25 protein-coding genes are annotated in these 23,444 nt (G+C 74.7%); 20 read left to right on the forward strand and 5 right to left on the reverse strand.

All coding sequences use genetic code 11. The features are described from left to right. Positions 1–78 precede the first annotated feature (78 nt). Genes ACQ614_RS25850 through ACQ614_RS25875 form a run of 6 tightly spaced genes read left to right on the forward strand, consistent with a single transcriptional unit; the run spans position 79 to position 6,781 of the window. A complete protein-coding gene (locus ACQ614_RS25850; RefSeq protein WP_431681077.1) occupies positions 79–1,317 on the forward strand; it encodes an O-antigen ligase family protein in 1,239 nt (412 codons plus the stop codon). Next, complete coding sequence (locus ACQ614_RS25855) at positions 1,314–3,032, forward strand: lipid II flippase MurJ (protein ID WP_431681078.1); 1,719 nt, start codon at positions 1,314–1,316, stop codon at positions 3,030–3,032. Before ACQ614_RS25850 ends, ACQ614_RS25855 begins: the two co-directional genes overlap by 4 nt. Continuing rightward, the gene (locus ACQ614_RS25860) at positions 3,022–3,828 is read left to right on the forward strand and encodes a polysaccharide deacetylase family protein (protein WP_431681079.1); all 807 of its coding nucleotides are present in this window, start codon (positions 3,022–3,024) and stop codon (positions 3,826–3,828) included. The genes ACQ614_RS25855 and ACQ614_RS25860 overlap by 11 nt, the downstream gene beginning before the upstream one ends. Beyond that, positions 3,825–4,967 carry a glycosyltransferase gene (locus ACQ614_RS25865; RefSeq protein ID WP_431681080.1) on the forward strand — a complete coding sequence of 381 codons (1,143 nt, stop codon included), beginning with the start codon at positions 3,825–3,827 and terminating at the stop codon, positions 4,965–4,967. Before ACQ614_RS25860 ends, ACQ614_RS25865 begins: the two co-directional genes overlap by 4 nt. 36 nt (positions 4,968–5,003) lie before the next feature. Beyond that, positions 5,004–5,639: a lipopolysaccharide biosynthesis protein gene (locus ACQ614_RS25870; RefSeq protein WP_431681081.1), complete on the forward strand. Its 636-nt coding sequence runs from the start codon at positions 5,004–5,006 to the stop codon at positions 5,637–5,639. Further along, entirely contained in the window at positions 5,636–6,781 is a 1,146-nt protein-coding gene (locus tag ACQ614_RS25875; RefSeq protein WP_431681082.1) for a GNAT family N-acetyltransferase, read from the forward strand. The genes ACQ614_RS25870 and ACQ614_RS25875 overlap by 4 nt, the downstream gene beginning before the upstream one ends. Here the strand turns inward: ACQ614_RS25875 and ACQ614_RS25880 are convergent. Continuing rightward, complete coding sequence (locus tag ACQ614_RS25880) at positions 6,755–7,840, reverse strand: glycoside hydrolase family 26 protein (RefSeq protein ID WP_431681083.1); 1,086 nt, start codon at positions 7,838–7,840, stop codon at positions 6,755–6,757. The genes ACQ614_RS25875 and ACQ614_RS25880 overlap by 27 nt on opposite strands. 348 nt (positions 7,841–8,188) lie before the next feature. On the opposite strand from ACQ614_RS25880, the gene ACQ614_RS25885 reads away from it, so the two are divergent. The 9 genes from ACQ614_RS25885 to ACQ614_RS25925 all read left to right on the forward strand — a co-directional run bounded on the left by ACQ614_RS25885 (position 8,189) and on the right by ACQ614_RS25925 (position 15,218). After that, positions 8,189–9,109 carry a hypothetical protein gene (locus tag ACQ614_RS25885; RefSeq protein WP_431681084.1) on the forward strand — a complete coding sequence of 307 codons (921 nt, stop codon included), beginning with the start codon at positions 8,189–8,191 and terminating at the stop codon, positions 9,107–9,109. Positions 9,110–9,292: 183 nt separating this feature from the next. Further along, positions 9,293–10,891: a ribosomal protection-like ABC-F family protein gene (abc-f, locus tag ACQ614_RS25890; RefSeq protein ID WP_363500023.1), complete on the forward strand. Its 1,599-nt coding sequence runs from the start codon at positions 9,293–9,295 to the stop codon at positions 10,889–10,891. Positions 10,892–11,211: 320 nt separating this feature from the next. Further along, entirely contained in the window at positions 11,212–11,445 is a 234-nt protein-coding gene (locus ACQ614_RS25895; RefSeq protein WP_363500025.1) for a helix-turn-helix domain-containing protein, read from the forward strand. Between the two features lie 262 nt (positions 11,446–11,707). Next, positions 11,708–12,514: an enoyl-CoA hydratase/isomerase family protein gene (locus tag ACQ614_RS25900; protein WP_431681085.1), complete on the forward strand. Its 807-nt coding sequence runs from the start codon at positions 11,708–11,710 to the stop codon at positions 12,512–12,514. Positions 12,515–12,746: 232 nt separating this feature from the next. Continuing rightward, on the forward strand, positions 12,747–13,202 hold the full coding sequence (locus ACQ614_RS25905; protein ID WP_431681087.1) for an Asp23/Gls24 family envelope stress response protein: 456 nt from the start codon (positions 12,747–12,749) through the stop codon (positions 13,200–13,202). Positions 13,203–13,244: 42 nt separating this feature from the next. Continuing rightward, the gene (locus tag ACQ614_RS25910) at positions 13,245–13,436 is read left to right on the forward strand and encodes a hypothetical protein (RefSeq protein ID WP_363499448.1); all 192 of its coding nucleotides are present in this window, start codon (positions 13,245–13,247) and stop codon (positions 13,434–13,436) included. Further along, positions 13,436–13,771: a hypothetical protein gene (locus ACQ614_RS25915; RefSeq protein WP_431681089.1), complete on the forward strand. Its 336-nt coding sequence runs from the start codon at positions 13,436–13,438 to the stop codon at positions 13,769–13,771. The genes ACQ614_RS25910 and ACQ614_RS25915 overlap by 1 nt, the downstream gene beginning before the upstream one ends. After that, positions 13,768–14,598 carry a DUF6286 domain-containing protein gene (locus ACQ614_RS25920; protein ID WP_431681090.1) on the forward strand — a complete coding sequence of 277 codons (831 nt, stop codon included), beginning with the start codon at positions 13,768–13,770 and terminating at the stop codon, positions 14,596–14,598. The genes ACQ614_RS25915 and ACQ614_RS25920 overlap by 4 nt, the downstream gene beginning before the upstream one ends. Beyond that, positions 14,595–15,218, forward strand: a complete 624-nt coding sequence (locus ACQ614_RS25925) for an alkaline shock response membrane anchor protein AmaP (RefSeq protein ID WP_431681091.1) — start codon at positions 14,595–14,597, stop codon at positions 15,216–15,218. Before ACQ614_RS25920 ends, ACQ614_RS25925 begins: the two co-directional genes overlap by 4 nt. A gap of 23 nt (positions 15,219–15,241) precedes the next feature. On the opposite strand, the gene ACQ614_RS25930 is transcribed toward ACQ614_RS25925, so the two are convergent. Further along, positions 15,242–16,003 (reverse strand): SDR family oxidoreductase, encoded by a 762-nt coding sequence (locus ACQ614_RS25930; RefSeq protein WP_431681092.1) that lies wholly within the window; start codon positions 16,001–16,003, stop codon positions 15,242–15,244. Positions 16,004–16,137: 134 nt separating this feature from the next. Here ACQ614_RS25930 and ACQ614_RS25935 point away from each other — a divergent pair, with 134 nt between their 5' ends. Further along, entirely contained in the window at positions 16,138–16,683 is a 546-nt protein-coding gene (locus ACQ614_RS25935; RefSeq protein WP_431681093.1) for a hypothetical protein, read from the forward strand. A 52-nt stretch (positions 16,684–16,735) separates the two neighbouring features. On the opposite strand, the gene ACQ614_RS25940 is transcribed toward ACQ614_RS25935, so the two are convergent. After that, a complete protein-coding gene (locus tag ACQ614_RS25940) occupies positions 16,736–17,530 on the reverse strand; it encodes an SURF1 family cytochrome oxidase biogenesis protein (RefSeq protein ID WP_431681095.1) in 795 nt (264 codons plus the stop codon). A 17-nt stretch (positions 17,531–17,547) separates the two neighbouring features. Next, positions 17,548–18,555 (reverse strand): DEDDh family exonuclease, encoded by a 1,008-nt coding sequence (locus ACQ614_RS25945; RefSeq protein WP_431681096.1) that lies wholly within the window; start codon positions 18,553–18,555, stop codon positions 17,548–17,550. A gap of 187 nt (positions 18,556–18,742) precedes the next feature. Here ACQ614_RS25945 and ACQ614_RS25950 point away from each other — a divergent pair, with 187 nt between their 5' ends. The 4 genes from ACQ614_RS25950 (at position 18,743) to moaA (ending at position 23,113) form a co-directional block, all read left to right on the forward strand. Continuing rightward, positions 18,743–19,786 (forward strand): zinc-dependent alcohol dehydrogenase family protein, encoded by a 1,044-nt coding sequence (locus ACQ614_RS25950; RefSeq protein ID WP_363499464.1) that lies wholly within the window; start codon positions 18,743–18,745, stop codon positions 19,784–19,786. Between the two features lie 234 nt (positions 19,787–20,020). Next, positions 20,021–20,383 carry a DUF485 domain-containing protein gene (locus ACQ614_RS25955; protein ID WP_431681097.1) on the forward strand — a complete coding sequence of 121 codons (363 nt, stop codon included), beginning with the start codon at positions 20,021–20,023 and terminating at the stop codon, positions 20,381–20,383. Continuing rightward, on the forward strand, positions 20,380–21,990 hold the full coding sequence (locus tag ACQ614_RS25960; RefSeq protein WP_431681098.1) for a solute symporter family protein: 1,611 nt from the start codon (positions 20,380–20,382) through the stop codon (positions 21,988–21,990). Before ACQ614_RS25955 ends, ACQ614_RS25960 begins: the two co-directional genes overlap by 4 nt. A gap of 133 nt (positions 21,991–22,123) precedes the next feature. Next, a complete protein-coding gene (moaA, locus tag ACQ614_RS25965) occupies positions 22,124–23,113 on the forward strand; it encodes a GTP 3',8-cyclase MoaA (protein ID WP_431681100.1) in 990 nt (329 codons plus the stop codon). A gap of 28 nt (positions 23,114–23,141) precedes the next feature. Here the strand turns inward: moaA and ACQ614_RS25970 are convergent, their stop codons facing one another. Further along, positions 23,142–23,396 (reverse strand): hypothetical protein, encoded by a 255-nt coding sequence (locus ACQ614_RS25970; RefSeq protein ID WP_431681102.1) that lies wholly within the window; start codon positions 23,394–23,396, stop codon positions 23,142–23,144. Positions 23,397–23,444 lie beyond the last annotated feature (48 nt).

Consider the following 23,444-nt stretch of genomic DNA (forward strand, 5'->3'; position numbering starts at 1 on the left):
TCACCCGCGCACCGGGCCGTCCGCAGGGCGCCTCTCCTGCGGCGCGTTCCCGGGCTGCCGCGGCCGACCGCTGCGGCGGTGGCCGCAACGGTGCTGCTGGTGTGCGTCCCGACCGGGGAGAAGGACGTCGCCGCCTCCTTCCACGTCACGCCGGCCGACCTCGCCTCGCTGCTGCTGGTCGGCCTGGTCGGGCTCGACCTGCTGCGCGGCCGGGCGCGGCTGGACCGTACGGTCTGCCTGCTGTTCGGGGCGGTGGTCTGTGCGGCGGCCGCCGCCACCCTGGCGTCCATCGACCCGGCGGCGAGCACCACCGGGTTCGTCCGGCTGGTGCAGATCTTCGTGCTGGTGCCGGCCGCGGTCGCCTGCGCCGTCCGCACCCGCGGCGAACAGCGGCTGCTGCTGGGTGCGTTCGTCGCCGCCGCCCTGATCGAGGGTGCGGTCGGCGGTTACCAGTTCCTCACCCGGACGGGTGCCTCGTACGCCGGACAGCCCGTGCGCGCCGTCGGCACCTTCGGCGCCCTGGACATCATGGCGATGTCCACCGTGGTCAGCTTCGGCCTGCTGGCCGCCCTCGCGCTCGCCCTGGCCGAACGCGGCCCCGGCGGCCGGCCCGCGCACCGCCGGGCCTGGGCCGCGGCCGCCGCGCTGCTGCTGTTCCCGCTCGCGGTCTCCTTCAGCCGCGGCAGCTGGATCGCCTGCGCCGCCGCGGCCGCCGTCCTGCTGCTGCGCGCCGACGCGCGGCTCGCCCTGCGCGGCGCGGTGGTGACCGCGGCCGCCGCCGTGGTGCTGGTCGGCGGTTTCGGCCTCGGCGCCTCGGGCGTCGCCGAGCGGCTCGGCAGCATCGGCTCCGTCCAGGCCGCGCCGGACCAGTCGGTCAGCGACCGGTACGACCTGTGGGCCACCGCCGAACGCATCTGGCAGGACCACCCGGCCACCGGCGCCGGTCCCAAGGCCTTCCAGCAACTCCGCGACAGCCACGCCCCGTTGAGGCTCTCCTCGGGCAGCGACGCGGCCGACGCCACGATCGGCTTCCAGCGCGAGCCGCTGCTCTCCCCGCACAACATGTACTTCCTGGTCCTCAGCGAGCAGGGCCTGATCGGCATCGTCGCGTACGCCGCGCTCTTCCTCGCTCTGCTGATCGGCTGCCTGCGCCGCGCCCGCGGCAGCGGGCTCGCCGCACTCGCCCTGCTCGCCTGGACGCTGGTCGACTTCCTCTACGCGGACATCGGCGGCACCACCACCGTGCTCACCTCCGTGGTGCTCGGCCTCGCCGCCCGTACGGCCTTCCCGCCGCCACCGGACGCGGAGGCCGTATGAGCAGCGACCGGCCGACCGCCTCCGCACCGCCCGCCGGGGCCGCCGTCCCCGGGCCGCGGCACGCCGCCGCCCGGCGCCGCCGCGGCGGCTTCGTCGCCCGCGCCTTCGGCGTCACCGCGGTGCTGAGCGCCGCCGGTTCGGGCCTCGGGCTGCTCCGCGACCTGCTGCTGGCCCGCTACTTCGGCGCCAGCCAGGGCACCGACGCCTTCCTCGTCGCCTGGACGGTGCCGGAGACCGCGGCACCCCTGCTGATCGAGGACGCGATGGCCTTCCTGATGGTCCCGGCCTTCAGCCTGGCCCTGGTGCTGCGCGAGGAACGCCCCCACGGGCCGGACCCGGTACGGCAGTTGGTCCGGGCCACGCTGCCCTGGCTGCTGCTCGCGCTCTGCACCCTCACCCTGGCCGCCGCGCTCGGCGCCGGCCCGCTCGTCGGCCTGCTCGCCCCCGGCCTCGCCGACCCCGCGCTCGCCGTCACCTGCACCAGGATCACCGCGCTGACCGTCCTGCCGTTCGGCGTGGTCGGCTACCTCTGCTCGATGCTGCGCGCCCACCACACCTTCACCGCCCCGGCCTGCATCTACGTGGCGTACAACCTGGGCATCCTGGCGGTGCTGCTCGCCGGGCACACCCTGCTCGGGGTGAAGTCCGCCGCGCTCGGCGTCACCTGCGGCAGCCTGCTGATGGCGGGCCTGCTGCTGGCCGCCGCCCGCCGCCTGCGCAGCCGCACCGCCCGCCGCCGCCCGGGCCGGGTGCGCGGGGCGGCCGCCGGCGGCCTGGTGCTCATCCCGCTGGCGATACTGCCGGTGGCCGCGTTCACGCTCACCCGGCAGGCCCAGGTGTTCATCGAGCGCTACCTGGGCTCCGGCCTGCCGCCGGGCACCATCTCGCACCTCAACTACGCCGCGAAGGTCTCCCAGCTCGCCATGACGGCGGGCATCCTGATCGTCACGGTGACCTTCCCGCTGGTCGCCAGGGCGCTCGCCGCCGGCGACCTCGACGCCGCCCGCGATCGGGTGGAGAGGGACCTCGGCCAGGCCGCCGCCGTCGTCCTGCTCGGCACCGCCTTCCTGATGGCCTGCGCGCCCTCCGTCGTCGCCCTGCTCTTCCAGCGCGGGGCCTTCGGCCCGCACGACACCGCCGCCACCGCCGAGGTCATCCGGGTGTACAGCTTCGGGCTGCCCGCGCAGGCGCTGATCGGCGTGATGGTGCGCCCGTACTTCTCCGTCCGGCCGGTGGTGCGCCGCGCGGACGACCCCGCGCCGGCCGGCAGCGGGCTCCGGCCGCTGGACTGGTACCCGGTCGCGGCGATGGCCGCCGGGCTGCTGGTCACCGCGGGCGTCGGGCTGGCCGCCACCCCGCGGTTCGGCGCGCTCGGGCTGGCCGCCGGCAATGCGGCCGGCATCACCGCGGCCGCCGTCCTGCTGCTGCGCGGGCTCCTGCTGCGCGGCATCGCGCTGCGCCTCGGGCTCGTCCTCGGCGGGCAGGCTCGGCTGCTGGCCGCGGCGGTCGGCGCCGCGGCCGCGGGCGCCCTGGCGGCCTCCCGGCTGTCCGCGCCGCTGCCCGCCACCCTGGTCGGCGGCGTGACCGTCGCCCTCGTCTTCGCCGGGCTCGGCACGGCCCTCGGCGCCCCCGAGGTCCGCGGCCCGATCCGCGCGCTCCTCCGGGCCGCGGGCCCGGTCACCCCGGCTGCTGAGAGGAAGCCCCATGGACGCTGAACCGGCCCGCCGCCCCACCGTGCCTGCCCAGGCCGACGCCGCCAGAACGGCCCCGTGGATCCTGATGTACCACTCGATCGCGTACGAGGACCACGACCCCTACCTGCTCACCGTCAGCCCCGAGCGGTTCGCCGCGCAGATGGCCTGGCTGGCCCGCAGCGGCCGGCGAGGGGTCAGCGTCCGCGAGCTGCTGCGGGCCCGGGCCGCGGGCACCGGGGCCCGGCTGGTCGGCCTCACCTTCGACGACGGCTACGCCGACTTCGCCCGGTACGCCGTTCCGGTGCTGCGCGGCTTCGGCTTCACCGCCAGCGCGTACGTGGTGCCCGACCTGCTCGGCGGCCAGAACGGCTGGGACCCGGAAGGCCCCCGCAAGCCGCTGCTCACCGTCGACCAGGTCGTCGAACTCGCCGCCGCCGGCTGGGAGATCGGCTCGCACGGGCTCTCCCACCGGGCCCTGCCCGGGCTGCCCGCCCACGAGCTCGCCGACCAGGCCCGCGGCAGCCGGCGCGCGCTGGAGCAGCTGGTCGGCGGCCCGGTAACCGGCTTCTGCTACCCGTACGGCGCGGTCGACCGCCCGGCCACCGAGGCGGTCAGGGACGCCGGGTACCAGTACGCCTGCGCGATCGGGCACAGCGACCTCACCGGCCGGTTCGCCCTGCCGCGCTGCTACGTCGGCGACCGCGACGGCGCGCTGCGCCTGCTCGCCAAGCAGGGCCGGCACCGCTGGCGGGACGCCCTGACCGGCCTGCGCGGCCGCAGCCCGGTGCCCGCCGCCCGCGAGGAGGCCGCCCGGTGAAGGTCCTGCACGTGGTCACCGGCCTCGCCGCCGGCGGGGCCGAGCGCCAACTCCACCTGCTGCTGCGGCACCTGCCGGACCGCCACCACTGCGAGGTGGCCGCGCTCACCAACCCCGGCACCGTCGCCGAGGCGCTGCGCGCCGACGGTTTCGTGGTGCACGACCTCGCGATGCGCGGCAACCGCGACCTCGCGGTGCTGCCCCGGCTCACCCGGCTGATCCGGGCCCGCCGCTACCAGGCGGTGCACACCCACCTGTACCGGGCCGGGCTGTACGGCCGGATCGCCGCCCGACTGGCCGGCGTCCCCGCGGTGCTGGCCACCGAGCACTCGCTGCACCCCGGGGTGATCGAGGGCCGGGCGGCCGGCCGCGGCGTACGGGCGCTCTACCTGGCCGCCGAGCGGCTCGGCCGCACCACGCTCGCCGTCTCCGGGCAGGTGGCGGCGACCCTGCACGACTGGGGCGTGCCGCCGCACCGCGTCCACCTGCTGCCGAACGGCATCGAGGCGGCCCGCTACGCCGTGCCGGCCGGCACCCGGGAGGCGGTGCGGGCCGCCCTGGGCCTGCCGCCGGAGGCCTTCGTGGTGGGCGCGGTCGGCCGGCTGGTGCCCGGCAAGCGGTTCGACGTCCTGGTCGGGGCGCTGGCCGCGCTCGCCGCCCGCCCCGGCGGCCGCCCGGTGCGGCTGCTGCTGGTGGGGGAGGGGCCGGAGCGGCCCGCGCTGGAGGCGCTGGCCGCGCGGGCCGGCGTGGCGGACGCCCTGCTGCCGACCGGTGAGCGCGACGACGTCCCCGAACTGCTCGCCGCCATGGACGTGCTGGCCGCCCCCTCGGCCGAGGAGACCTTCGGCCTGACCGTGCTGGAGGGCCTGGCGGCCGGCCTGCCCGTGCTGTGCACGGCCTGCCCCGCCCTGGACGGCCTGGGCCCGGACGCCGCGCCCGGCGCCGTCCGGCTGCCCGGCACCGCCGAGGCGTACACCGCGGCGCTCGCCGGCCTGCGGGACGCCCCGCGGAGGAGGCTCCCGCAGCCGCCTGCCGTCGCGCACTACGACATCGCGCGGATCGCCGCCGAACTCGCCGACCTCTACGACCGGTTCGGCCCCGCCCCCGCCGCGCACCGGCCCGCCGCCCTGCGGGTCTGACTGCGCCCCCGTACCGTCCGAGCCAAGGAGTCACCGATGTCCGATCCGCGCCGATCCCCCCGGGCCGCCGTCCGCCGCTGGTGGCCGGTGGTCCTCGCCGTCCCGCTGGGTGCGGGCGCCGGCGCCGGGTACGCCGCCGTCGCGCCCACCTCCTACACCGCCAACTCCTACGTGGTGGTGGTCGCCCAGAACCCGGGGGAGGGCGCCACCGCGGTCAACTTCGCCCAGGCGTATGGCCGGCTCGCCGGGCAGCCGCAGGTGCTGGCCGCGGCCGCCGCCAGGACCGGCCGGACGGTCTCCGCCCTGGAGGACATGGTCCGCGGCACCACCTCGCCGGACGCCCCGATGATCGAGATCACCGGCACCGGGCCGCTGCCCGGGGACGCCGTGCAGGCCGCGGACGCGGTGGCGACCTCGCTGATCGCCTTCGCCAACACCAGCAGCCAGGACACCGGCGTCAAGCTCGTCCCGCTGGCCCGCGCGGCCTCCCCGGACGGGCCCTCCTCGCCCTCCGCCGCCCTGGACACCGCGGTCGGGGCCGCGGCCGGCGTCCTGGTCGGCGCGCTCGTGACGGCCGCCCGCCGCCGCCCCGCCGCGGAGGCCGGGGGCCCGGCCGCCGCCGTGTTCCCCGGTCAGCCGCTGGAACGGCGACCCACCGGGGCCGTCCGATGACCACCGACACCCCCGCCCGGGCGGTCGCGGCCGCGCTCTGGACGGCCGAGGTGGACCGCGGCGACGACGCGCTCGACCGGATCGCCGAGGAGTGGGACGGCCTCACCGCCCGCTGCCGCACCGCCACGCCCTTCCAGGACGGCGGCTGGCTGCGCTCCTGGTGGCGCCGGTACGGCCGGCCGGGCGGGCTGGTCCTCGTGCTGGTGCGCCGGGACGGCCGGCTGGTCGGTGCGGCCGCCCTGTGCCGACGCGGCCGGTCCGGCGGGCTGACCAACCTCGGCGGCGGCCTGGTGGACTTCACCGACGTGCTGCTGGACGACGACTGCGCCGAGCGGGCCGCCGCCGAGCTCGCCGCCGCCCTGCCGCTGCGGCGCCCCTGGCACCGCCTGGAGCTGCGCGAGGTGCACCCCGAGGCGGCCGTCCGGCGGGTGCTGGCCCACCACCGCGGCACCACCCGCCGCTACCGGGACTCGCTCTGCCAGTCCCTCCCCGCCCTGCCGGTCGAGGAGCTGATCAAGCGGCTGCCGGGGAAGTCCGCGCAGCGCACCCGGGTGAAGCTGCGGAAGATCGCGGCCTCCGGGGTGGAAGTGGACGCGGCGCCGCCGGAGGAGGTCCCGCAGGCGGTCGGGGACCTGCTGCGGCTGCACTTCCTGCAGTGGCAGGGCCGAGGGGTGACGCCGGAGCACCGCACCGCGCGGTTCGCCGCCCACCTGACCGAGTCGACCACCGGCATGGTGGCCCGCGGCCGCGCCGCCGTGCACCGCTTCCGGCTGGACGGCGAGGTGGTGGCGGTCAACCTGGTGGTGCTCTGCCCGTCCTTCGGCGGCCTCTACCTGTACGGCGCGCATCCGCTGCTGCGCGAGCGCCTGGACATCGCCGGCCTGCTGTTCGCTGCCGCGCTGGACGAGGTCCGGGCCCGCGGCATCCCGGTGCTGAGCCTGCTGCGCGGCCAGGAGCCGTACAAGCAGCACTGGCGCCCGGAGGGGCAGCGCAGCGAGCGGCTGGTGGTCGGCCCGCCCGGCTTCGCCCCGGCCGCCGCCCTGCTCGGGCTGAAGGTGCTGGTGCGGCAGGCGGCGGTGGGGGTGCTGACCGCCAGGCTGCCGCGGCTGAAGGCGCTACTGGCGGCCCGCCGCCGCAGCTGAGGGCGGGCCGCCGGGCGCGCCCTTGGAGCCGGACATCAGCTCGCGGTAGACGGCGGCCGAGCGGGGGTTGCGGGCACAGCCCCAGAATCCGTGCGGGCAGTAGTCGGTGACGGTCTGGTAGGCGGTGTCGTGGGTGCGCATCCACTCGACCATGCGCCGCACGTACTCGGGGTTGTCGCCGTTGCGGAACAGCCCCCACTCCGGGTACGAGACCGGCTTGCCGCGCCTGGCGGCGAACTCCACCTGGTCCTGCAGCCCGTACGGCTCGTTCACCATCTCGTCGAAGCCCGCCCCGGCCGGCATGTCGTAGGCGTCCATCCCGATGATGTCGACCACGTCGTCGCCGGGGTAGCAGCGGGTCCAGGGCACGGCGTCGAGTCCGCGGGTGGGGGTGAAGTCGAAGCGGAAGTGCTGGCCGGGCACCGAGCGCATCACGGTGACGATCCGCCGCCAGTAGGCCTTCCAGGCGGCCGGGTCGGGCCGGCAGCGGGAGGTGTAGGTGGTGCCGTTCATCTCCCAGCCGAGCGTGACGACGGTGTCGCCGCCGCCGAACGCGACCAGCTTGCGGGCGAGTTTGAGGAAGTGCCGGTCGAACTCGCCCTTGTTGCCGCGGGCCAGCAGGGCGGCGACCTGGCTGTCGCCGAGGTTGCCCTCGTTGGGCACCAGCATCGGCACGCCGAGCACCAGGGTGCGGTCGGGGCGGGCCAGCCGCCACTGCGACCACAGGCCGAGCACCTGGTTCTCGCCCTCGATGTCGGCCCAGCCGTTGCCGGCCAGGTAGGTGTGGCCGACCTGCAGTTCGGCGCCGTGCAGCCAGGCGGAGAGCTCGGCGATCTGCGGGATGTAGTTGTCCCAGGAGCCGACGAAGGCGCCGAACGGGACCTCGTGCGGGGGCCGCAGCACGGCCGGCTTCGGTGCGGTGCCGCGCTGCCCGCCCAGGGTGTCCGCGGAGAAGGGGTCGTGCCGTGCGGTCTGGCTGAGCGGCGTACCGGAGGGCACGCTCGCCGTCGTCACCAGCAGCAGCGCGGCGGCGGCCAGCGCGAGACGGCCGAATCGCATGGGGCACTCCGGGCGCGGTGCGGGGGCGGGTGACCCGACAGTAGCCCACGGGGCGTCAGAAATATCCCATATCACCCGAAAGTGGCAGTTCGCACGGGCGAGCGGGCCGCGGGCCGGAGGCGTACCGGCGGGTGACCCTCCGGATCGGTACGGACAGTGATCGTTCCGCCGCACCCTGTACCACCTGTGTAACAGTCCCTCCTGCCACCGGGCGTCCGAGCGGGCCGCGGCGGGCGGCCGAAGCCGCAGGTCGCCCCACCCGACCGGGCCGGTCCGTGACGGACCGCACGTGCGGGGGTCCCCCGAATTCCGGCTGACGTACTGGCGTGCGGCGGGTACGCTCCGCCCGTGTCCTGGAAGCCGCTGCGAAGCCTGACCCGCCGATCCGTGCTCCCGGTGCTCGCCGCACTCCTGGTGCTCGGGGCGGGCGCCGCTGCGCACGCCAACCGTCCGGTGCCGTTCGGCGACCGGCTGGCCGAGCCCGGCATCGCGGACGCCAGCCCGGTGGGCGCGCAGGCCCTGGACACCGGTGTGCTGGAGCTGCGGGTCGGTCCCGGCCTGGAGGCCTACGACCGGACGAGCGGCGACCACCTGTGGTCCTACCGCCGCGAGGACGCCACCGCCCTGCACCTGGCGATGGCCGGCGAGAGCGCCGTGGTGGTCTGGGACGACGGGCTGGTCACCTCCGTCCGTCCGAGCGACCACCAGGTGCGCTGGCACCGGGCCGTGCCCGGCCTGGCCGACTGGCTGCGCGCCGAGGGCGAGCCGGGCACCGCCGACCGCACCGACGCCGAGAAGCAGGCCACCGCGGTTCGACGGGCCGCCGCCGCGCTCCAGCCCGCCCTGGAGGGCGAGCCGTGGGTGGCCGTGGTCACCCCGTCGCTGACCATGGGCTTCCGCGACCGCGACGGCGACCTGCGGTTCAACTCCCGCCCGGCACAGGGCTGCAGCTACGACCCGCTGCGCACGGTGCACACCGACAACGCGGTGCTGGTGCCGCGCACCTGCCTCACCGGGGCCGGCACCGGCAAGCTGCTGCCCGGCGGCATCAACGGCTTCCGGCTGGCCGGCCGCGGCTGGCAGATCAACGCCGGTCCCGACGTGGTGCTCAAGCGCCTGGACGGGCACCGGGTGACCGTCGAGGACGGCCCGGTGCTCGGCACCAAGGTCTTCGACACCCGGCGCGGTGCGCCGGAGACGGCGTGCACCAGCCCCGGGCTGCCGTTCGCGGCGGTCGCTCCGCAGGAGGGCTGCCCGGCGGCGGGCTGAGCGGACGTGCCGCGGCACACACCGGGCAGTGTCCGGGCGCCCGGTAGACTGGGCCGTATGGCTGTGTTCCCCGGGCATTAGGCGCCGGACGGCGAGCTTTCGAAGGCCCGCCGCCGCCCCGCCCTTCCGCCTGCATTCCGCCCGGCCGCCGGGCCCCGCCCCCGCCCCTGGAGAGACCCAGCCATGATTTCCGCGAACGCCCTCGAGCTGCGCGCCGGCGCCCGCGTCCTCATCGAGTCCGCCACCTTCCGCATCGCCCCCGGCGACCGGATCGGCCTGGTCGGCCGCAACGGCGCCGGCAAGACCACGATGACCAAGGTGCTGGCCGGTGAGGGCATCCCGGCCGGCGGCACGGTGACCCGGACGGGCGAGGTCGGCTACCTCCCGCAGGACCCGCGCACCGGCGACCTGGACGTCCTCGCCAAGGACCGCATCCTCTCCGCCCGCGGCCTCGACACCGTGCTGCGCAAGATGCGCGAGAACGAGGACCGGATGGCGAACGGCCAGGGCGCCACCCGCGAGCGGGCCATGAAGAAGTACGCCAACCTGGAGACCGAGTTCCTCACCAAGGGCGGCTACGCCGCCGAGGCGGAGGCGGCCACCATCGCGGCGGCACTGGGCCTGCCGGACCGCATCCTCAACCAGCCGCTGCACACCCTCTCCGGCGGTCAGCGGCGCCGCGTCGAGCTGGCCCGGATCCTCTTCTCGGACGCCGACATCCTGCTGCTGGACGAGCCGACCAACCACCTCGACGCCGACTCGATCGCCTGGCTGCGGGACTTCCTGAAGACCTACAAGGGCGGCTTCATCGTCATCTCGCACGACGTCGACCTGGTCGAGACGGTCGTCAACAAGGTCTTCTACCTGGACGCCAACCGCGCCGCCATCGACGTCTACAACATGGGCTGGAAGCAGTACCAGCAGCAGCGCGAGGACGACGAGAAGCGCCGCAAGCGCGAGCGCGCCAACGCCGAGAAGAAGGCCGCCACGCTGAACGCGCAGGCCGACAAGATGCGCGCCAAGGCGACCAAGACGGTGGCCGCGCAGAACATGGCCCGCCGCGCCGAGAAGCTGCTGTCCGGCCTGGAGCAGGCGCGGGTCTCCGACAAGGTCGCCAAGCTGCGCTTCCCGGACCCGGCGCCCTGCGGCAAGACCCCGATGACCGCCTCCGGCCTGTCGAAGTCGTACGGCTCGCTGGAGATCTTCACCGACGTCGACCTGGCCATCGACCGCGGCTCCAAGGTGGTCGTGCTGGGCCTCAACGGCGCCGGCAAGACCACCCTGCTGCGGATGCTGGCGGGCGTGGAGAAGCCGGACACCGGCGAGGTGATCCCCGGCCACGGCCTGAAGATCGGCTACTACGCCCAGGAGCACGAGACCCTGGACCCGGACCGCACGGTCCTGGAGAACATGCGCTCCTCCGCGCCGGACACCGACCTGGTGCAGATCCGCAAGATCCTGGGCTCCTTCCTGTTCTCCGGCGACGACGTCGACAAGCCGGCCGGCGTGCTCTCCGGCGGCGAGAAGACCCGGCTGGCCCTGGCCACCCTGGTGGTCTCCAGTGCCAACGTGCTGCTGCTCGACGAGCCGACCAACAACCTGGACCCGGCCAGCCGGGAGGAGATCCTCGGCGCGCTGCGCTCCTTCACCGGCGCGGTCGTCCTGGTCACCCACGACGAGGGCGCGGTCGACGCGCTCCAGCCGGAGCGGATCATCCTGCTGCCGGACGGCGTCGAGGACCTGTGGAGCCCCGCGTACGCGGATCTCGTCTCGCTGGCCTGAGTTCCGAGTAGACGCCGGATCAGCTCTCCGTCGTAGAAATCCCGGTCCCCGCGAGGGCCCGGGAATGCCGGCACCGCGCATTCCGTTGACCACGGCCCCGCCGCATTTCCGCGGCGGGGCCGTCCGTGCTGATCAGCCCGTTCACCCTGTTCCGGGGCCCGTTCCGGGGGCGCGTGCACCCAGGGTGAGCGCCCTTGTGCACTGCGGGCACCACCGGCAGACTGCGCTTTCCCGGTATCGACCTTGTCGAATGGGTGGCCAGGAGCCTGGCTATGGGTGATCATGGGAATCTGACCGAGCACAGCTACGAGGAGGCACGGGTGGCCGAGACTCTGAAAAAGGGCAGCCGGGTGACAGGTGCCGCGCGTGAGAAGCTCGCGGCCGATCTCAAGAAGAAGTACGACTCCGGGGCGAGCATTCGCGCGCTTGCGGAGGAGACGGGCCGCTCCTACGGCTTCGTGCACCGTATGCTCAGCGAGTCCGGAGTGATCCTCCGGGGCCGCGGCGGTGCGACGCGGGGCAAGAGCAAGGCGACTGTTGCGGCGAGTTCCTGACGGTTCATCAGACAGATCGGCTTCGCGTCGGGCGGTCCAGCCCGGCGGCGGAGGAGTGGCCGTCCCGGCGGTGGAGCAGCCCGCGCCGGATCGGCCCCCGTGCGGTCGGCCGCGGCGCGCACGGTGCATCCGACACACGCGGACGGTACGGCGGCCGGGTCTTCCGGGCCGCCGTTCGTCGTTTCCGGCGCGGCTCTGTTCGGCCGTCCCCGCTTTTGTTACTCTCCAGTAGCTCTACTGTCCCCCGCTGGAGGTAACCCCCATGACCGCTCCCGCCGTCGGTACCGACCCCCAGGACTGGGCGCAGGTCGGCGTCCGCCTCGACGTCGAGGGCGAGCTGGCACTGGTCACGCTCTGCAACCCGGCCCGCCGCAACGCGCAGAGCCCGGCCATGTGGCGGGCGCTCGCCGCCGTCGGCAGCACCCTGCCCGGCACCGTCCGTGTCGTGGTGCTCCGTGCCGAGGGCGTCTCCTTCTCGGCCGGCCTGGACCGCCAGATGTTCACCCCGGAAGGCATCCCCGGCGAACACTCCTTCCTCAAGCTCGCCGCCGGCTCGGACGAGGAGACCGGTGCCGCCATCGCCGAGTACCAGGAGGCGTTCACCTGGTGGCGCCGCCCGGACGTGATCACCATCGCCGCCGTCCAGGGCCACGCCGTCGGCGCCGGCTTCCAGCTGGCGCTCGGCTGTGACCTGCGCGTGGTCGCCGAGGACGTGCAGTTCTCCATGAAGGAGACCTCGCTCGGCCTCGTCCCCGACCTCGCCGGCACCAAGCCGCTCACCGACCTGGTCGGCTACGGCCGGGCACTGGAGATCTGCGCCACCGGCCGCTGGGTCGGTGCCGAGGAGTCCGTCGCGATCGGCCTGGCCAACCTGGCCGTTCCCGCGGAGGAGCTGGAGGGCGCCGCCCGCGACCTGGCCGCCGCCCTGCTCGCCGCACCGCGCAACGCGGTCATCGAGACCAAGGCCCTGCTGCAGGGCGCCGGCGGGCGCTCCTACGACGAGCAGCGCGCCGCCGAGCGCGCCGCCCAGCACCGCCGGATGCGCGACCTCGCCGGCATCGGCGACTGACCGGCGTCCCGAGTGCGGGGATGACCCTGCGCGAGGGGTGAACCACCAGGGGCGCGGGGGACCGCGCGCGGCGGAAGACGGCTGAGATCGGCCTCCTCCGCTGCGCGCAGTCCCCCGCGCCCCTTCGTGTTTCCGGCTGCCCCCTGACGGGCCCGACGCGCGGGGCGTGCGGCGAAATGTCAGAGTTGGGCTGATTTGCGATATAGCTGGAGACGACACAGGAGACCCCGCCATGCCGCAGACCCCGACCCCCGCCGACCTGCAGAAGAACCAGTCGCCGCCCGACGAGGCGACCCTCGCCTCCGAGCGCGGCCGGACCGCGATGGCCGTCGGCGTCATTGAGAAGATCGCCGGGATGGCGGCCCGGGAGATCCCCGGCATCCACGCCCTCGGCTCCGGTTTCACCCGGACGTTCGGCGCGGTGCGCGACCGTGTCCCCGGCGGCCGCTCAGGGGCCGGGCGGGGCGTCAAGGCCGAGGTCGGCGAGAAGCAGACCGCCATCGACATCGCCCTGGTCGTCGAGTACGGCGTGGTCATCCCGTCGCTCGCCGCCGAGGTCAGGGCCAACGTCATCGACTCGGTCGAGCGGATGACCGGCCTGGAGGTCGTCGAGGTCAACATCGCGGTCAACGACGTCCACCTGCCGGACGAGCCGGACGAGGAGTCGGAGCCCGGCCGGGTCCAGTAGCGCACCGACGCGGCACCCGCCGCCGCACACGAGGAGGAGCGGATGAACCTGGCCCTGGTCGGCCTGGTGGCCGGCATGGCCCTGGGCTTCGCCGGGTACTTCGGAGGCTTCGCCGCCTTCCTGCTGGTCGCCGTCCTCGGTGCGGTCGGCTTCGTGGTCGGGCGGCTGCTGGAGGGCGACGTCGACCTCGGGGCCCTCGGCGACCTCCTCCGCGGCAGGGAGCGGCGGCGCTGATGGCCGCCGCAGCGACCGTTCCGGCCCGGCGGGGGCGGCTCAGGATCGCCGACCGGGTCTACGCCGGGCTCGCCCGACAGGCCGTCCGCGAGGCGCTCGCCGAGATCTGGGCCGAACGGGGCCTGCGCGGCGCGGCGCCCAAGGCCCGCGTGCTGGTGGTCGGCGGAAAGGCCCGGATCACCCTGCACCTCGAGTTCCCCTACCCGGCGGACCTCGCCGCCCTCTCGCACACCTGCCGGGACGCGGTCGCCGTGCAGATCGCCCGGCTCACCGGCACACCGGTCTCCGAGGTCGCGCTGCAGGTGGAGAAGCTCGTCACGGGAGGGGCGCAGTGAACGGGCCGCCCCCGGACCGCCCGCAGGACGGCGCACCGGAGCCCGGCGAACCCGGGCCGGGCGAACCCGGGCCCGGGCCGTCCGAGGAGCCGACCGAGCCGATCGCGCTGCAGCCGACCGAGCCCGTGGACATTCCGCCAGAGCTCGTCGCGTCCGGCGTGGCCATGCCCGAACTGGTCGGCCTGGAAGCCGAGTTCGGGCACGCCGCCGCACCGCCGGGCGAGGCCGGGCCCAAGGAGTGGCCGCCGACCGTGCCGCCCGGGCACCCGCACCGCCCGCGCGCGCCCCGCACTGCCGTCACCGGCGCGGTGGTCACCTGTCTGCTGGTGCTCGCCGGCGCCGCGCTGTACGACGCCGTCGCCGTCGCCACCGGACACGCCGCCAGGCGCTGGCGGGCCGACTTCACCGACGAACTGTCGACCCGTCACCTCGACGACCCGTGGGTGCTCGGCATCGCCGGGGGCGCCGTCGCGGTCGGCCTGCTGCTCTGCTGGCTGGCCCTGGCGCCGGGCCTGCGCCGCTGGCTCGCGCTGCGCCGGCCGGGCGCGGCGATCGACCGTGCCGGCGTCGCCGCGCTGCTCGCGGCCCGCGGTCAGGAGATCCCCGGCATCGAGCGCTGCACCGTCCGGGCCGGCCGCCACAAGGCCGTCGCCACCGTCACCGGAAGCGCCGAACCGGCCCTGGTGGACCGGGAGTTGCGCGAGGAGCTGGCGAAGTTCCCGCTCGCCGGGCCGTACCGGCTGGACCTGCGCATCCAGCCCCTCAGGCCCGGGCCGCCGGAGGAGCGGCGGCACGGTCACCGGCGCCTCGCCCAGGAGCCCCGATGAGCAGATCCGCGGTGAACCGGACGATCCTCCTGGTCGTCGGGATCGTCCTGATCGGGGGCGGACTGCTGCTGCTCGCCGGCGGGTTCGACCTCTACGACAGGCTCGACACCGCGGTGCCGGACGGCTGGCCGCTCACCTCGCCGGACCAGCCGGTGCTCAGCGAGGCCTCCCGCGCCCGCTGGTCCGGGCAGGACTGGTGGTGGCCGGTGGCGATCGCCGTCCCCGCCCTGGTGGTGATCGGCGGACTCGCCTGGCTCTGGGTCCAACTGCACCGGGTCGGCCCGGGAACGGTCACCGTGCCGGTGCCCGGCGGCGACGGGGTCGCGCTGCGGATGCGCAACAGCGCCCTGCAGGACGCCGTGGAGAGCGAGATCGTCGAACTCCCCGGCGTCGACAAGGTCACCGTCAGGGCGACCGGCGGCTCCCACCGGCTGTCGCTGCGCGCCGTCGTCCGGCTGCTGCCCGGCACCCACCCGGGCGAGGCGCTGCAGAGCCTCGACGCGGGCCCGCTGGAGAACGCCCGGACCAGCCTCGGACTCGCCGAACTGCCGACCGAGATCCGGCTTCGGGCGACGGCCCGGCGCCCAGGCGCCGGGCCGAAACCGCCCCGCGTCGTCTGACGCACGGTCGGACGGACGCTCCGTCAGAGCCCGCGCAGTGCGCCGCCGTCGACCGGCACCATCACGCCCGTCAGGTAGGAGGCTGCGGGGGAGAGGAGGAAGGCGGCGACCCTGCCGAACTCCTCCGGCGTGCCGTAGCGGCCGAGCGGGATCGCCGCGCTCGCTCGCGCCCGGGCGGCCTCCGCGTCGCCGCTCAGCGCGTCCAGCTCGCGCACCCGGTCGGTGTCGATCCGGGCCGGCATCAGACCGACCACCCGGATGCCGCGCGGACCCAGCTCGTCGGCCAGCGACTTGGCGGCCATCGCCAGGCCGGGGCGCAGGCCGTTGGAGATGCCGAGGCCGGCGATCGGCTCACGGACCGAGCCGGACAGCACGAAGCCGATCACACCGCCCTCGCCGAGCGCGTCCGCGGCCGTCCGGGCGATCCGCAGCGCGCCGAGGAAGACCGACTCGAAGGCGCCGCGCCACGCCTCGTCCCCGGTGCGGAGCACCGGGCCCGCGGTCGGGCCGCCCACGCTGACCAGCACGCCGTCCAGGCGGCCGAACTGCTCGCGGGCCGCCGCGACCAGCCGGTCCGCGCTGTCCGGGTCGCCGTTGTCGGCGACCACGCCGAACGCGTGCTCCTCGCCGCCGAGCGACTTCACCGCGGCGGCCACCGACTCCTCGGTCCGACCGCTCACCACCACGCGGGCGCCGTCGGCGACGAGCTCGCGGGCGGAGGCGAGGCCCAGGCCGCGGGTGGCGCCGGTCAGTACGTACACCTTCTGCTGAAGTCCGAGATCCATGCGCCCATCCTCCCCGGTCGGGGCTCCGGGCGTCGATCGGGTCTCACCTCATGGCGCCGGGTTGACGTACAGGGAGAACTTAGGAAAACCTAACCTCGCTTTCACCCTCCCCCACCCCCCCACGGAGCACCACCATGCCTGAGTCCGACGAGCTCGCCCCGCTGTCCGGGACAGTCGCCCGTTGCCTCCTGGTCTCGGTGGGGCTCTGTGCGCTGTGGGCGGGCAGCGCCTGGACGGCCGGCCATGTGCAGACCGACGCCTCGCTGCACACCGTCGCGCTCTTCGTGCACCTGGTGGCGCTGGTCATCGGCTTCGGTGCCGTCCTCGCCGTGGACTACACGGGCGCCCTGTGGCTGCTCGGCCGCCGCACGCTGGCCCAGGTGGTGGAGTCCACCGGCCCGCTGCACGTGCCGGTCTGGGCGGGCCTGGCCGGCCTGACCGCCAGCGGCATGCTGCTGGAGCCGCAGCTCGACTCCCCGCTGACGCAGGTCAAGCTGCTGCTGGTACTGCTGATCGCCCTGAACGGGGTGCACGCCACCGCCCTCACCAAGCGGCTGGAGGCCGGGGGCCGGGGCCGTCCCCAGCGCCGGCTGCTGCTGCGCGGGGCGCTCTCCGCCCTGGTCTCCCAGCTCGGCTGGTGGGGCGCCCTCGCCATCGGCTTCTGGAACACCCAGCACTGACACGCGAGTGCACGGGCCGACCCACAGGGCGCGCCCGGCTGCCCGGCACGCACTAGGCGGAGGCGAGCTCCTCGGCCGGTGCCCCGGCCCGTTCGGCGGCCTGCTCCTTGGCCTCGCGGCGGGCCAGGATCACCAGGCCGACCGGCAGCAGCCCGGCGAACAGCCACCACTGCACGGCGTACGCCATGTGCGGGCCGATGTCGGAGTGGTTCGGCTCGGCCAGCAGGACGGGGGCGCTGCCGGCGGCCGGGGTGGAGGACACCAGCTCCAGGTAGCCGCCGAGCACGGTGGCGCCGGTCGCCTTCGCCTGCTGGCTGCTGTTGATGAGCTTGTACTGGCGGTCGGGCAGCCCGCCGCGGTCGCGGATGCCGCTGCTGGCGGTGGTTTCGTCGGCCCGCAGCCGGCCGGTGACCGTCACCTCGCCGCTCGGCGGCGCCGGGACGGCCGGGTAGCTGGTGGCGTCCGATCCGGGCTCCACCCAGCCCCGGTTGACCAGCACCGAGCCGTGGCCGTCGGCCAGCTTCAGCGGTGTCACCACGAAGTACCCGATGCTGCTGCCGCCGGGCTCGGTGCGGCCGCGGATCACGAACTCGTGCGCCGCGTCGTACGTGCCGGTCGCCGTCACCGTGCGCCAGGTCAGGTCGCCCGGCACGGCGGAGCCCGGGGAGGACAGCGAGTCGAAGGCGACCGGCGCCGCCTTCAGGCTGCGGCCGATCAGCTCGTTGCGGGCGACACGGGCCTCGTGCCGGTGCAGCTGCCAGAATCCCAGCCGCACCATGACGGGGATCAGCAGCAGTACGATCAGCGCGATGACCGCCCAGCGCCGGGACAGCAGAAATCGGTACACACCCGGCACGCTACGCCCTACTGATCCGTGGAGCGGACACCGGGGTGGGGTGCGACCTCCCGCAGCAACTGGAGGAAGGCGTCCTCGCCGACCACCGGCGTGTCGTGCTCCCGGGCCTTGCGGGCCTTCCCGCTCCAGCTGTCCGGCTCGTTGGTGACCAGCAGCGACGTGAGACGGCTCACGGAGGTCGCGATGTGCAGGCCGGCCTCGATCGCGCGGTCCTCCAGCAGCTCCCGCTCGGTGGCGGTGTCGCCGGTGATCGCCACCCGCATGCCCTGCATCAGCGGCGTGCCGTCCCGCCAGCGCCCCGGGTTCGGGTACGGGCACGGCGGCCGCTTGCGGCTCGGCCGGTACGAGGAGGACCAGGAGCCGCGCGCCGGGACGGGGGAGTCCTCGCCGAGGTCGGTGACGGCCACGCAGGAGGTCAGCGGCAGCGGCACCCCGAACTTCCGGGCCAGCTGCAGGCTCGGCCGGAACGCCTCGGCGAGCACCCGGGCGTCGTCCAGCGCGTTGTGCGCCTGCTGCTGCTGCACGCCGAAGTGCGCGGCCAGCGAGGCCAGCTTGCCGTTGGGCAGCGGCAGGCCCAGGTCGCGGGAGAGCACCATGGTGCACAGCCGCTGCTCCACGGGGGCGTGCAGCCCGGCGCGGGAGAACTCGCGGGAGATCATGTTCCAGTCGAAGAGCGCGTTGTGCGCGACCATCACCCGGCCGCGGAGCCGGTCGGCCAGCTCCCCGGCGATCTCGGGGAAGGTCGGCGCGTCCGCGAGCATGTCGGCGGTCAGTCCGTGGATCCACACCGGCCCCGGGTCGCGCAGCGGGTTGACCAGCGTGTACCAGTGCCCCGTCACCTCGCCCTGCGCGTCCAGCTGGTACACGCCCGCCGAGACGACCCGGTCGGCGCGGCCGAGCCCGGTGGTCTCGACGTCGACGACGGCGAAGCCGGTGTCGGCCTCGGCGGCGGGGCGCGGCGCCGGCAGGGACGCGGACGCGGCCAGGCCGTCCCGCGGGGACTGGATCGCATGCATGGTGAACCACTCTAAGGCCGACCGACACCCGGGGCGGGGGAAGGAGCGGTGGCAGGGCCGATCGGCAGCGGGCGGTGGGCCCGACCCGGCCGGAATAGAGTGGTCGTCGGAGTGGTCGTACATCCTCGCGACCCCCCGCGGGCCGTCAGCATCCCCGACGGCCGACCCCCACCCGTAAGGAATCCCCATGCGCGCCACCGTGATCCACGGCCCCAACGACATCCGGATCGAGGAGGTGCCCGACCCGGTGGTCCGGCGGCCGACCGATGCCGTGGTGCGGGTCGTCAACGCCTGCATCTGCGGCAGCGACCTGTGGGCGTACCGGGGTGTGGCGGCCAGGACGGCCGGGCAGCGGATCGGCCACGAGTTCCTGGGCATCGTCGAGGAGGTCGGCTCCGAGGTGCGCGGCTTCCGGCCGGGCGACTTCGTGGTGGCCCCGTTCGTCTGGTCCGACGGCACCTGCGACTACTGCCGCGAGGGCCTGCACACCTCCTGCCCGGAGGGCGGCTTCTGGGGCGAGGTCGGCTCCGACGGCGGCCAGGGCGAGGCCGTCCGCGTGCCGTTCGCCGACGGCACCCTGGTCCAGCTGCCCAAGGAGGCGGCCGGCGAGGAGAAGCTGCTGCCCGGCCTGCTCGCACTGTCCGACGTGATGAGCACCGGCCACCACGCCGCGGTCGCGGCGAAGGTCCGGCCCGGCGCCACGGTCGCCGTGGTCGGCGACGGCGCGGTCGGCCTGTGCGGTGTGCTCGCCGCGCAGCGGCTCGGCGCCGGCCGGATCATCGCACTGGGCCGCCACGAGCAGCGCACCGCCATCGCCCGCAGCTTCGGTGCCACCGACGTGGTCGCCGAGCGCGGCGAGGCCGCGATCGAGGCGGTCAAGGAGCTGACCGGCGGTCAGGGCGCGCACGCCGTCCTGGAGGCCGTCGGCACCGAGGAGTCGATGCGCACCGCGATCTCCATCGCCCGCGACGGCGGCGCGGTCGGCTACGTGGGCGTGCCGCACGGCGGCAGCGCCGGCGTCGACATCGCCCAGATGTTCGGCCGGAACGTCGCGCTCGGCGGCGGCGTCGCCCCCGCCCGCGCCTACATCCCCGAGCTGCTCCCGGACGTGCTCTCCGGCGCCATCGACCCGGGCCTGGTCTTCGACCGCACGGTCGGCCTCGACGGCGTCCCGGACGGCTACCGCGCGATGCACGACCGCTCGGCCCTCAAGGTCCGCATCACCTTCTGAGTGTCCTGACGGACCGTCACCGTCCGGCCCCGCGGGGCGGCACCGCACATCCGGTGCCGCCCCGCCGCCGTTTCCTGACGGTTTTCGGCCAGATCGGCGACAGCCTGAGTCCGATCGTGCGCGGACGCTGTCGCGCGCGGTGCGGTGGATCTAGCATGCAGCCGCACCGTGCCTGTGATGCCCCTCACACCTCAGTGATCCACCCGCGCACCCGCCGACGTCAGGAGACACCGCGTGGACACCCCGCCGGCCGCCGAGGCCGCCGCCGCAGACGTGCAACGGATCGAGGAGAGCGCGGAGTTCCGCGGCCTGCGGTCCGCCTTCCGGAGCTTCGCCTTCCCGGTCACCATCGGCTTCATCCTCTGGTACCTGCTGTACGTCCTGCTGTCGAGCTACGCGCCCGCGTTCATGGCCGCCAAGGTCGTCGGCCACATCAACACCGCGCTGGTGCTCGGCCTGCTGCAGTTCGCCTCCACCTTCGCCATCGCCGCCTGGTACGCCCGCTACGCGGACCGCCGCCTCGACCCGCCCGCCGAGGCGATCCGCGACAGCCGCGCCGCAGCCGCCGTCCACGCCCCCCGGGAGGCCGCCGAATGAACCACCTCGCCAGCGCCGCGAGCGACCACCGCGGCCTCACCATGACCCTGTTCGGCCTGTTCGTGGTGGCCACCCTCGGCATCACGATCTGGGCCGGCCGGCAGACCAAGGACGCCGCCGACTTCTACGCCGGCGGCCGCGGCTTCACCGGCTTCCAGAACGGCCTCGCGATCTCCGGCGACTACATGTCCGCCGCGTCCTTCCTCGGCATCGCCGGCGCCATCGCGCTCTTCGGCTACGACGGCTTCCTCTACTCCATCGGCTTCCTGGTGGCCTGGCTGGTCGCCCTGCTGCTGGTCGCCGAGCCGCTGCGCAACTCCGGCCGCTACACCATGGCCGACGTGCTGGCCTTCCGGATGCGCCAGCGCCCGGTGCGCACCGCCGCCGGCGTCTCCACCATCATCGTCTCGATCTTCTACCTGCTGGCCCAGATGGTCGGTGCGGGCTCGCTGGTCGCCCTGCTGCTCGGGGTCAGCGGCGACGGCGCCAAGCGCTGGACGATCGTCGCGGTCGGCGCGCTGATGGTGATCTACGTCGCCGTCGGCGGCATGAAGGGCACCACCTGGGTGCAGATCGTCAAGGCCGTGCTGCTGATCGCCGGCACCGCCCTGATGACCGTCCTGGTGCTGGCCAAGTACCACTTCAACCTCTCCAGCCTGCTCGGCGCCGCCTCCGAGGCCAGCGGCAAGGGCGCCGCCTTCCTCGAACCGGGCCTCAAGTACGGCATCACCGGCACCACCAAACTGGACTTCCTCAGCCTCGGCCTGGCCCTCGTCCTCGGCACCGCCGGCCTGCCGCACATCCTCGTCCGCTTCTACACCGTGCCCACCGCCAAGGCCGCCCGGAAGTCGGTGCTCTGGGCGATCGGCATCATCGGCGGCTTCTACCTGATGACCCTGGCGCTCGGCTTCGGCGCCGCCGCCCTGGTCGGGCCCAAGGCCATCAAGGCCTCCAACGCGGCCGGCAACACCGCGGCCCCGCTGCTCGCCGAGGAGCTCGGCGGCGGCGCCGGCTCCACCGGCGGCGCCATCCTGCTGGCGGTGATCTCGGCGGTCGCCTTCGCCACCATCCTCGCCGTGGTCGCCGGCCTCACCCTGGCCTCCTCGGCCTCCTTCGCCCACGACCTGTGGGCCAACGTGATCCGGCGGGGAAAGGCGAGCGAGAAGGAGGAGGTCCGCTCCGCCAAGCTGGCCGCGGTGGCCATCGGCGCGATCGCCATCCTGCTCTCGATCTTCGCGGACAAGCTCAACGCCGCGGCCCTGGTGGCGCTCGCCTTCGCGGTGGCCGCCTCCGCCAACCTGCCCACCCTGCTGTACTCGCTGTTCTGGAAGCGGTTCAACACGGCCGGCGCGGTCAGCTCCGTCTACGCCGGCCTGATCACCTCGGTGACCCTGGTGGTGTTCTCCCCGGTCGTCTCCGGCGGCAAGAACTCGCTCTTCCCGCACAGCGACTTCCACTGGTTCCCGCTGGAGAACCCCGGCCTGGTCTCCATCCCGGTCGGTTTCCTCGCCGGCTGGATCGGCACCCTGCTCTCCAGGGAGACCGCCGATCCGGCGAAGTACGCTGAACTGGAGGTGCGATCGCTCACCGGGCTCGGCGCCCACTGAGCGGACGTACCCCGGACGGGTGACGTCCCGATCGATAAGCTGGCCCGGCCCGCCCGCAACGGCGGCCGGGCCCGCGGGCTTTCGGAGACCACGGACGACCCGTCGACCACGGACCACCAGGAAGGGGGTCGCGATGCTGCTCGACACCTTCGGCCGGCAGGCCGTGGACCTGCGCGTGTCCCTGACCGACCGGTGCAACCTGCGCTGCACCTACTGCATGCCCGAGGAGGGCCTGCAGTGGCTGGCCAAGCCCTCGCTGCTCACCGACGAGGAGATCGTCCGCCTGGTCGGCATCGCGGTGCGCGACCTCGGCGTGCGGGAGGTCCGCTTCACCGGCGGGGAGCCGCTGCTGCGCCCCGGCCTGGTCGGGATCGTCGCCGCCTGCGCCGAACTCGAGCCGCGCCCCGAACTCTCCCTCACCACCAACGGGATCGGCCTCGCCCGCACCGCCGCCGCGCTCAAGCAGGCAGGCCTGGACCGGGTCAACGTCTCGCTCGACACCCTCGACGAGGACACCTTCCACACCCTCACCCGGCGCCGCCGCCACCACGATGTGCTGGCCGGGCTGGCCGCCGCCGAGGCCGCCGGGCTCAGCCCGGTCAAGCTCAACGCCGTCCTGATGCGGGGCGTCAACGACCACGAGGCCGCCGACCTGCTCGCCTGGTGCATCGAGCACGGCTACGAGCTGCGGTTCATCGAGCAGATGCCGCTGGACGCCCAGCACGGCTGGGACCGCTCGCAGATGGTCACCGCGGAGGAGATCCTCGCCCTGCTGCGGGCCCGCTTCGAGCTCACCCCGGAGCCGACCGCGGCCCGTGGCGCCGCCCCCGCCGAACGCTGGCTGGTCGACGGCGGCCCCGCCCGGGTCGGCGTGATCGCCTCGGTGACCCGCCCGTTCTGCCGGGCCTGCGACCGGACCAGGCTCACCGCCGACGGCCAGGTCCGCAACTGCCTGTTCGCCACCGACGAGACCGACCTGCGGGAGGCGATGCGGTCGGGCGCCGGCGACGAGGAGATCGGCGAACTCTGGCGCAAGGCGATGTGGGGCAAGAAGGCCGGCGCCGGCATCGACGACCCCACCTTCCACCAGCCCGACCGCCCCATGTCCGCCATCGGCGGCTGAAACGGTTCTCCGCCCCTGACGCGGGCCGCTAGCCCTTGAAGTCGGCGAAGGGGACGACTTCCTTCAGGAAGCCCCGGACGCCCAGGAACTGGGACAGGTGCTCGCGGTGGTCGTCGCAGGCGAGCCAGGTCTTGCGGCGGTCGGGCGTGTGCAGCTTGGGGTTGTTCCACACCAGCACCCAGCCGGCGGCCTCGCGGCAGCCCTTCGCGGAGCAGACCGCTGCACCGTCCGGGCCTTCCGCGGCGTCCGCGGTGCCGAAGAGTCCGAGCGAGGGGGTGTCCATGGTGGGCCGTCCTGTGGGGTGCTGCCGGGGATGTCACGGCCAGTCTTG

It is taken from the genome of Kitasatospora dryopteridis (genome assembly GCF_050749075.1).
Classification (GTDB): Bacteria; Actinomycetota; Actinomycetes; order Streptomycetales; family Streptomycetaceae; genus Kitasatospora.

Excerpts from the sequence above, each read along its gene's own strand:
- ACQ614_RS25855 (WP_431681078.1), top strand. The coding sequence starts at position 1,314 with ATGAGCAGCGACCGGCCGACCGCCTCCGCACCGCCCGCCGGGGCCGCC.
- ACQ614_RS25860 (WP_431681079.1), top strand. The coding sequence starts at position 3,022 with ATGGACGCTGAACCGGCCCGCCGCCCCACCGTGCCTGCCCAGGCCGAC.
- ACQ614_RS25870 (WP_431681081.1), top strand. The coding sequence starts at position 5,004 with ATGTCCGATCCGCGCCGATCCCCCCGGGCCGCCGTCCGCCGCTGGTGG.
- ACQ614_RS25875 (WP_431681082.1), top strand. The coding sequence starts at position 5,636 with ATGACCACCGACACCCCCGCCCGGGCGGTCGCGGCCGCGCTCTGGACG.
- ACQ614_RS25880 (WP_431681083.1), bottom strand. The coding sequence starts at position 7,840 with ATGCGATTCGGCCGTCTCGCGCTGGCCGCCGCCGCGCTGCTGCTGGTG.
- abc-f (WP_363500023.1), top strand. The coding sequence starts at position 9,293 with ATGATTTCCGCGAACGCCCTCGAGCTGCGCGCCGGCGCCCGCGTCCTC.
- ACQ614_RS25900 (WP_431681085.1), top strand. The coding sequence starts at position 11,708 with ATGACCGCTCCCGCCGTCGGTACCGACCCCCAGGACTGGGCGCAGGTC.
- ACQ614_RS25905 (WP_431681087.1), top strand. The coding sequence starts at position 12,747 with ATGCCGCAGACCCCGACCCCCGCCGACCTGCAGAAGAACCAGTCGCCG.
- ACQ614_RS25910 (WP_363499448.1), top strand. The coding sequence starts at position 13,245 with ATGAACCTGGCCCTGGTCGGCCTGGTGGCCGGCATGGCCCTGGGCTTC.
- ACQ614_RS25915 (WP_431681089.1), top strand. The coding sequence starts at position 13,436 with ATGGCCGCCGCAGCGACCGTTCCGGCCCGGCGGGGGCGGCTCAGGATC.
- ACQ614_RS25925 (WP_431681091.1), top strand. The coding sequence starts at position 14,595 with ATGAGCAGATCCGCGGTGAACCGGACGATCCTCCTGGTCGTCGGGATC.
- ACQ614_RS25930 (WP_431681092.1), bottom strand. The coding sequence starts at position 16,003 with ATGGATCTCGGACTTCAGCAGAAGGTGTACGTACTGACCGGCGCCACC.
- ACQ614_RS25935 (WP_431681093.1), top strand. The coding sequence starts at position 16,138 with ATGCCTGAGTCCGACGAGCTCGCCCCGCTGTCCGGGACAGTCGCCCGT.
- ACQ614_RS25945 (WP_431681096.1), bottom strand. The coding sequence starts at position 18,555 with ATGCATGCGATCCAGTCCCCGCGGGACGGCCTGGCCGCGTCCGCGTCC.
- ACQ614_RS25950 (WP_363499464.1), top strand. The coding sequence starts at position 18,743 with ATGCGCGCCACCGTGATCCACGGCCCCAACGACATCCGGATCGAGGAG.
- ACQ614_RS25960 (WP_431681098.1), top strand. The coding sequence starts at position 20,380 with ATGAACCACCTCGCCAGCGCCGCGAGCGACCACCGCGGCCTCACCATG.
- moaA (WP_431681100.1), top strand. The coding sequence starts at position 22,124 with ATGCTGCTCGACACCTTCGGCCGGCAGGCCGTGGACCTGCGCGTGTCC.
- ACQ614_RS25970 (WP_431681102.1), bottom strand. The coding sequence starts at position 23,396 with ATGGACACCCCCTCGCTCGGACTCTTCGGCACCGCGGACGCCGCGGAA.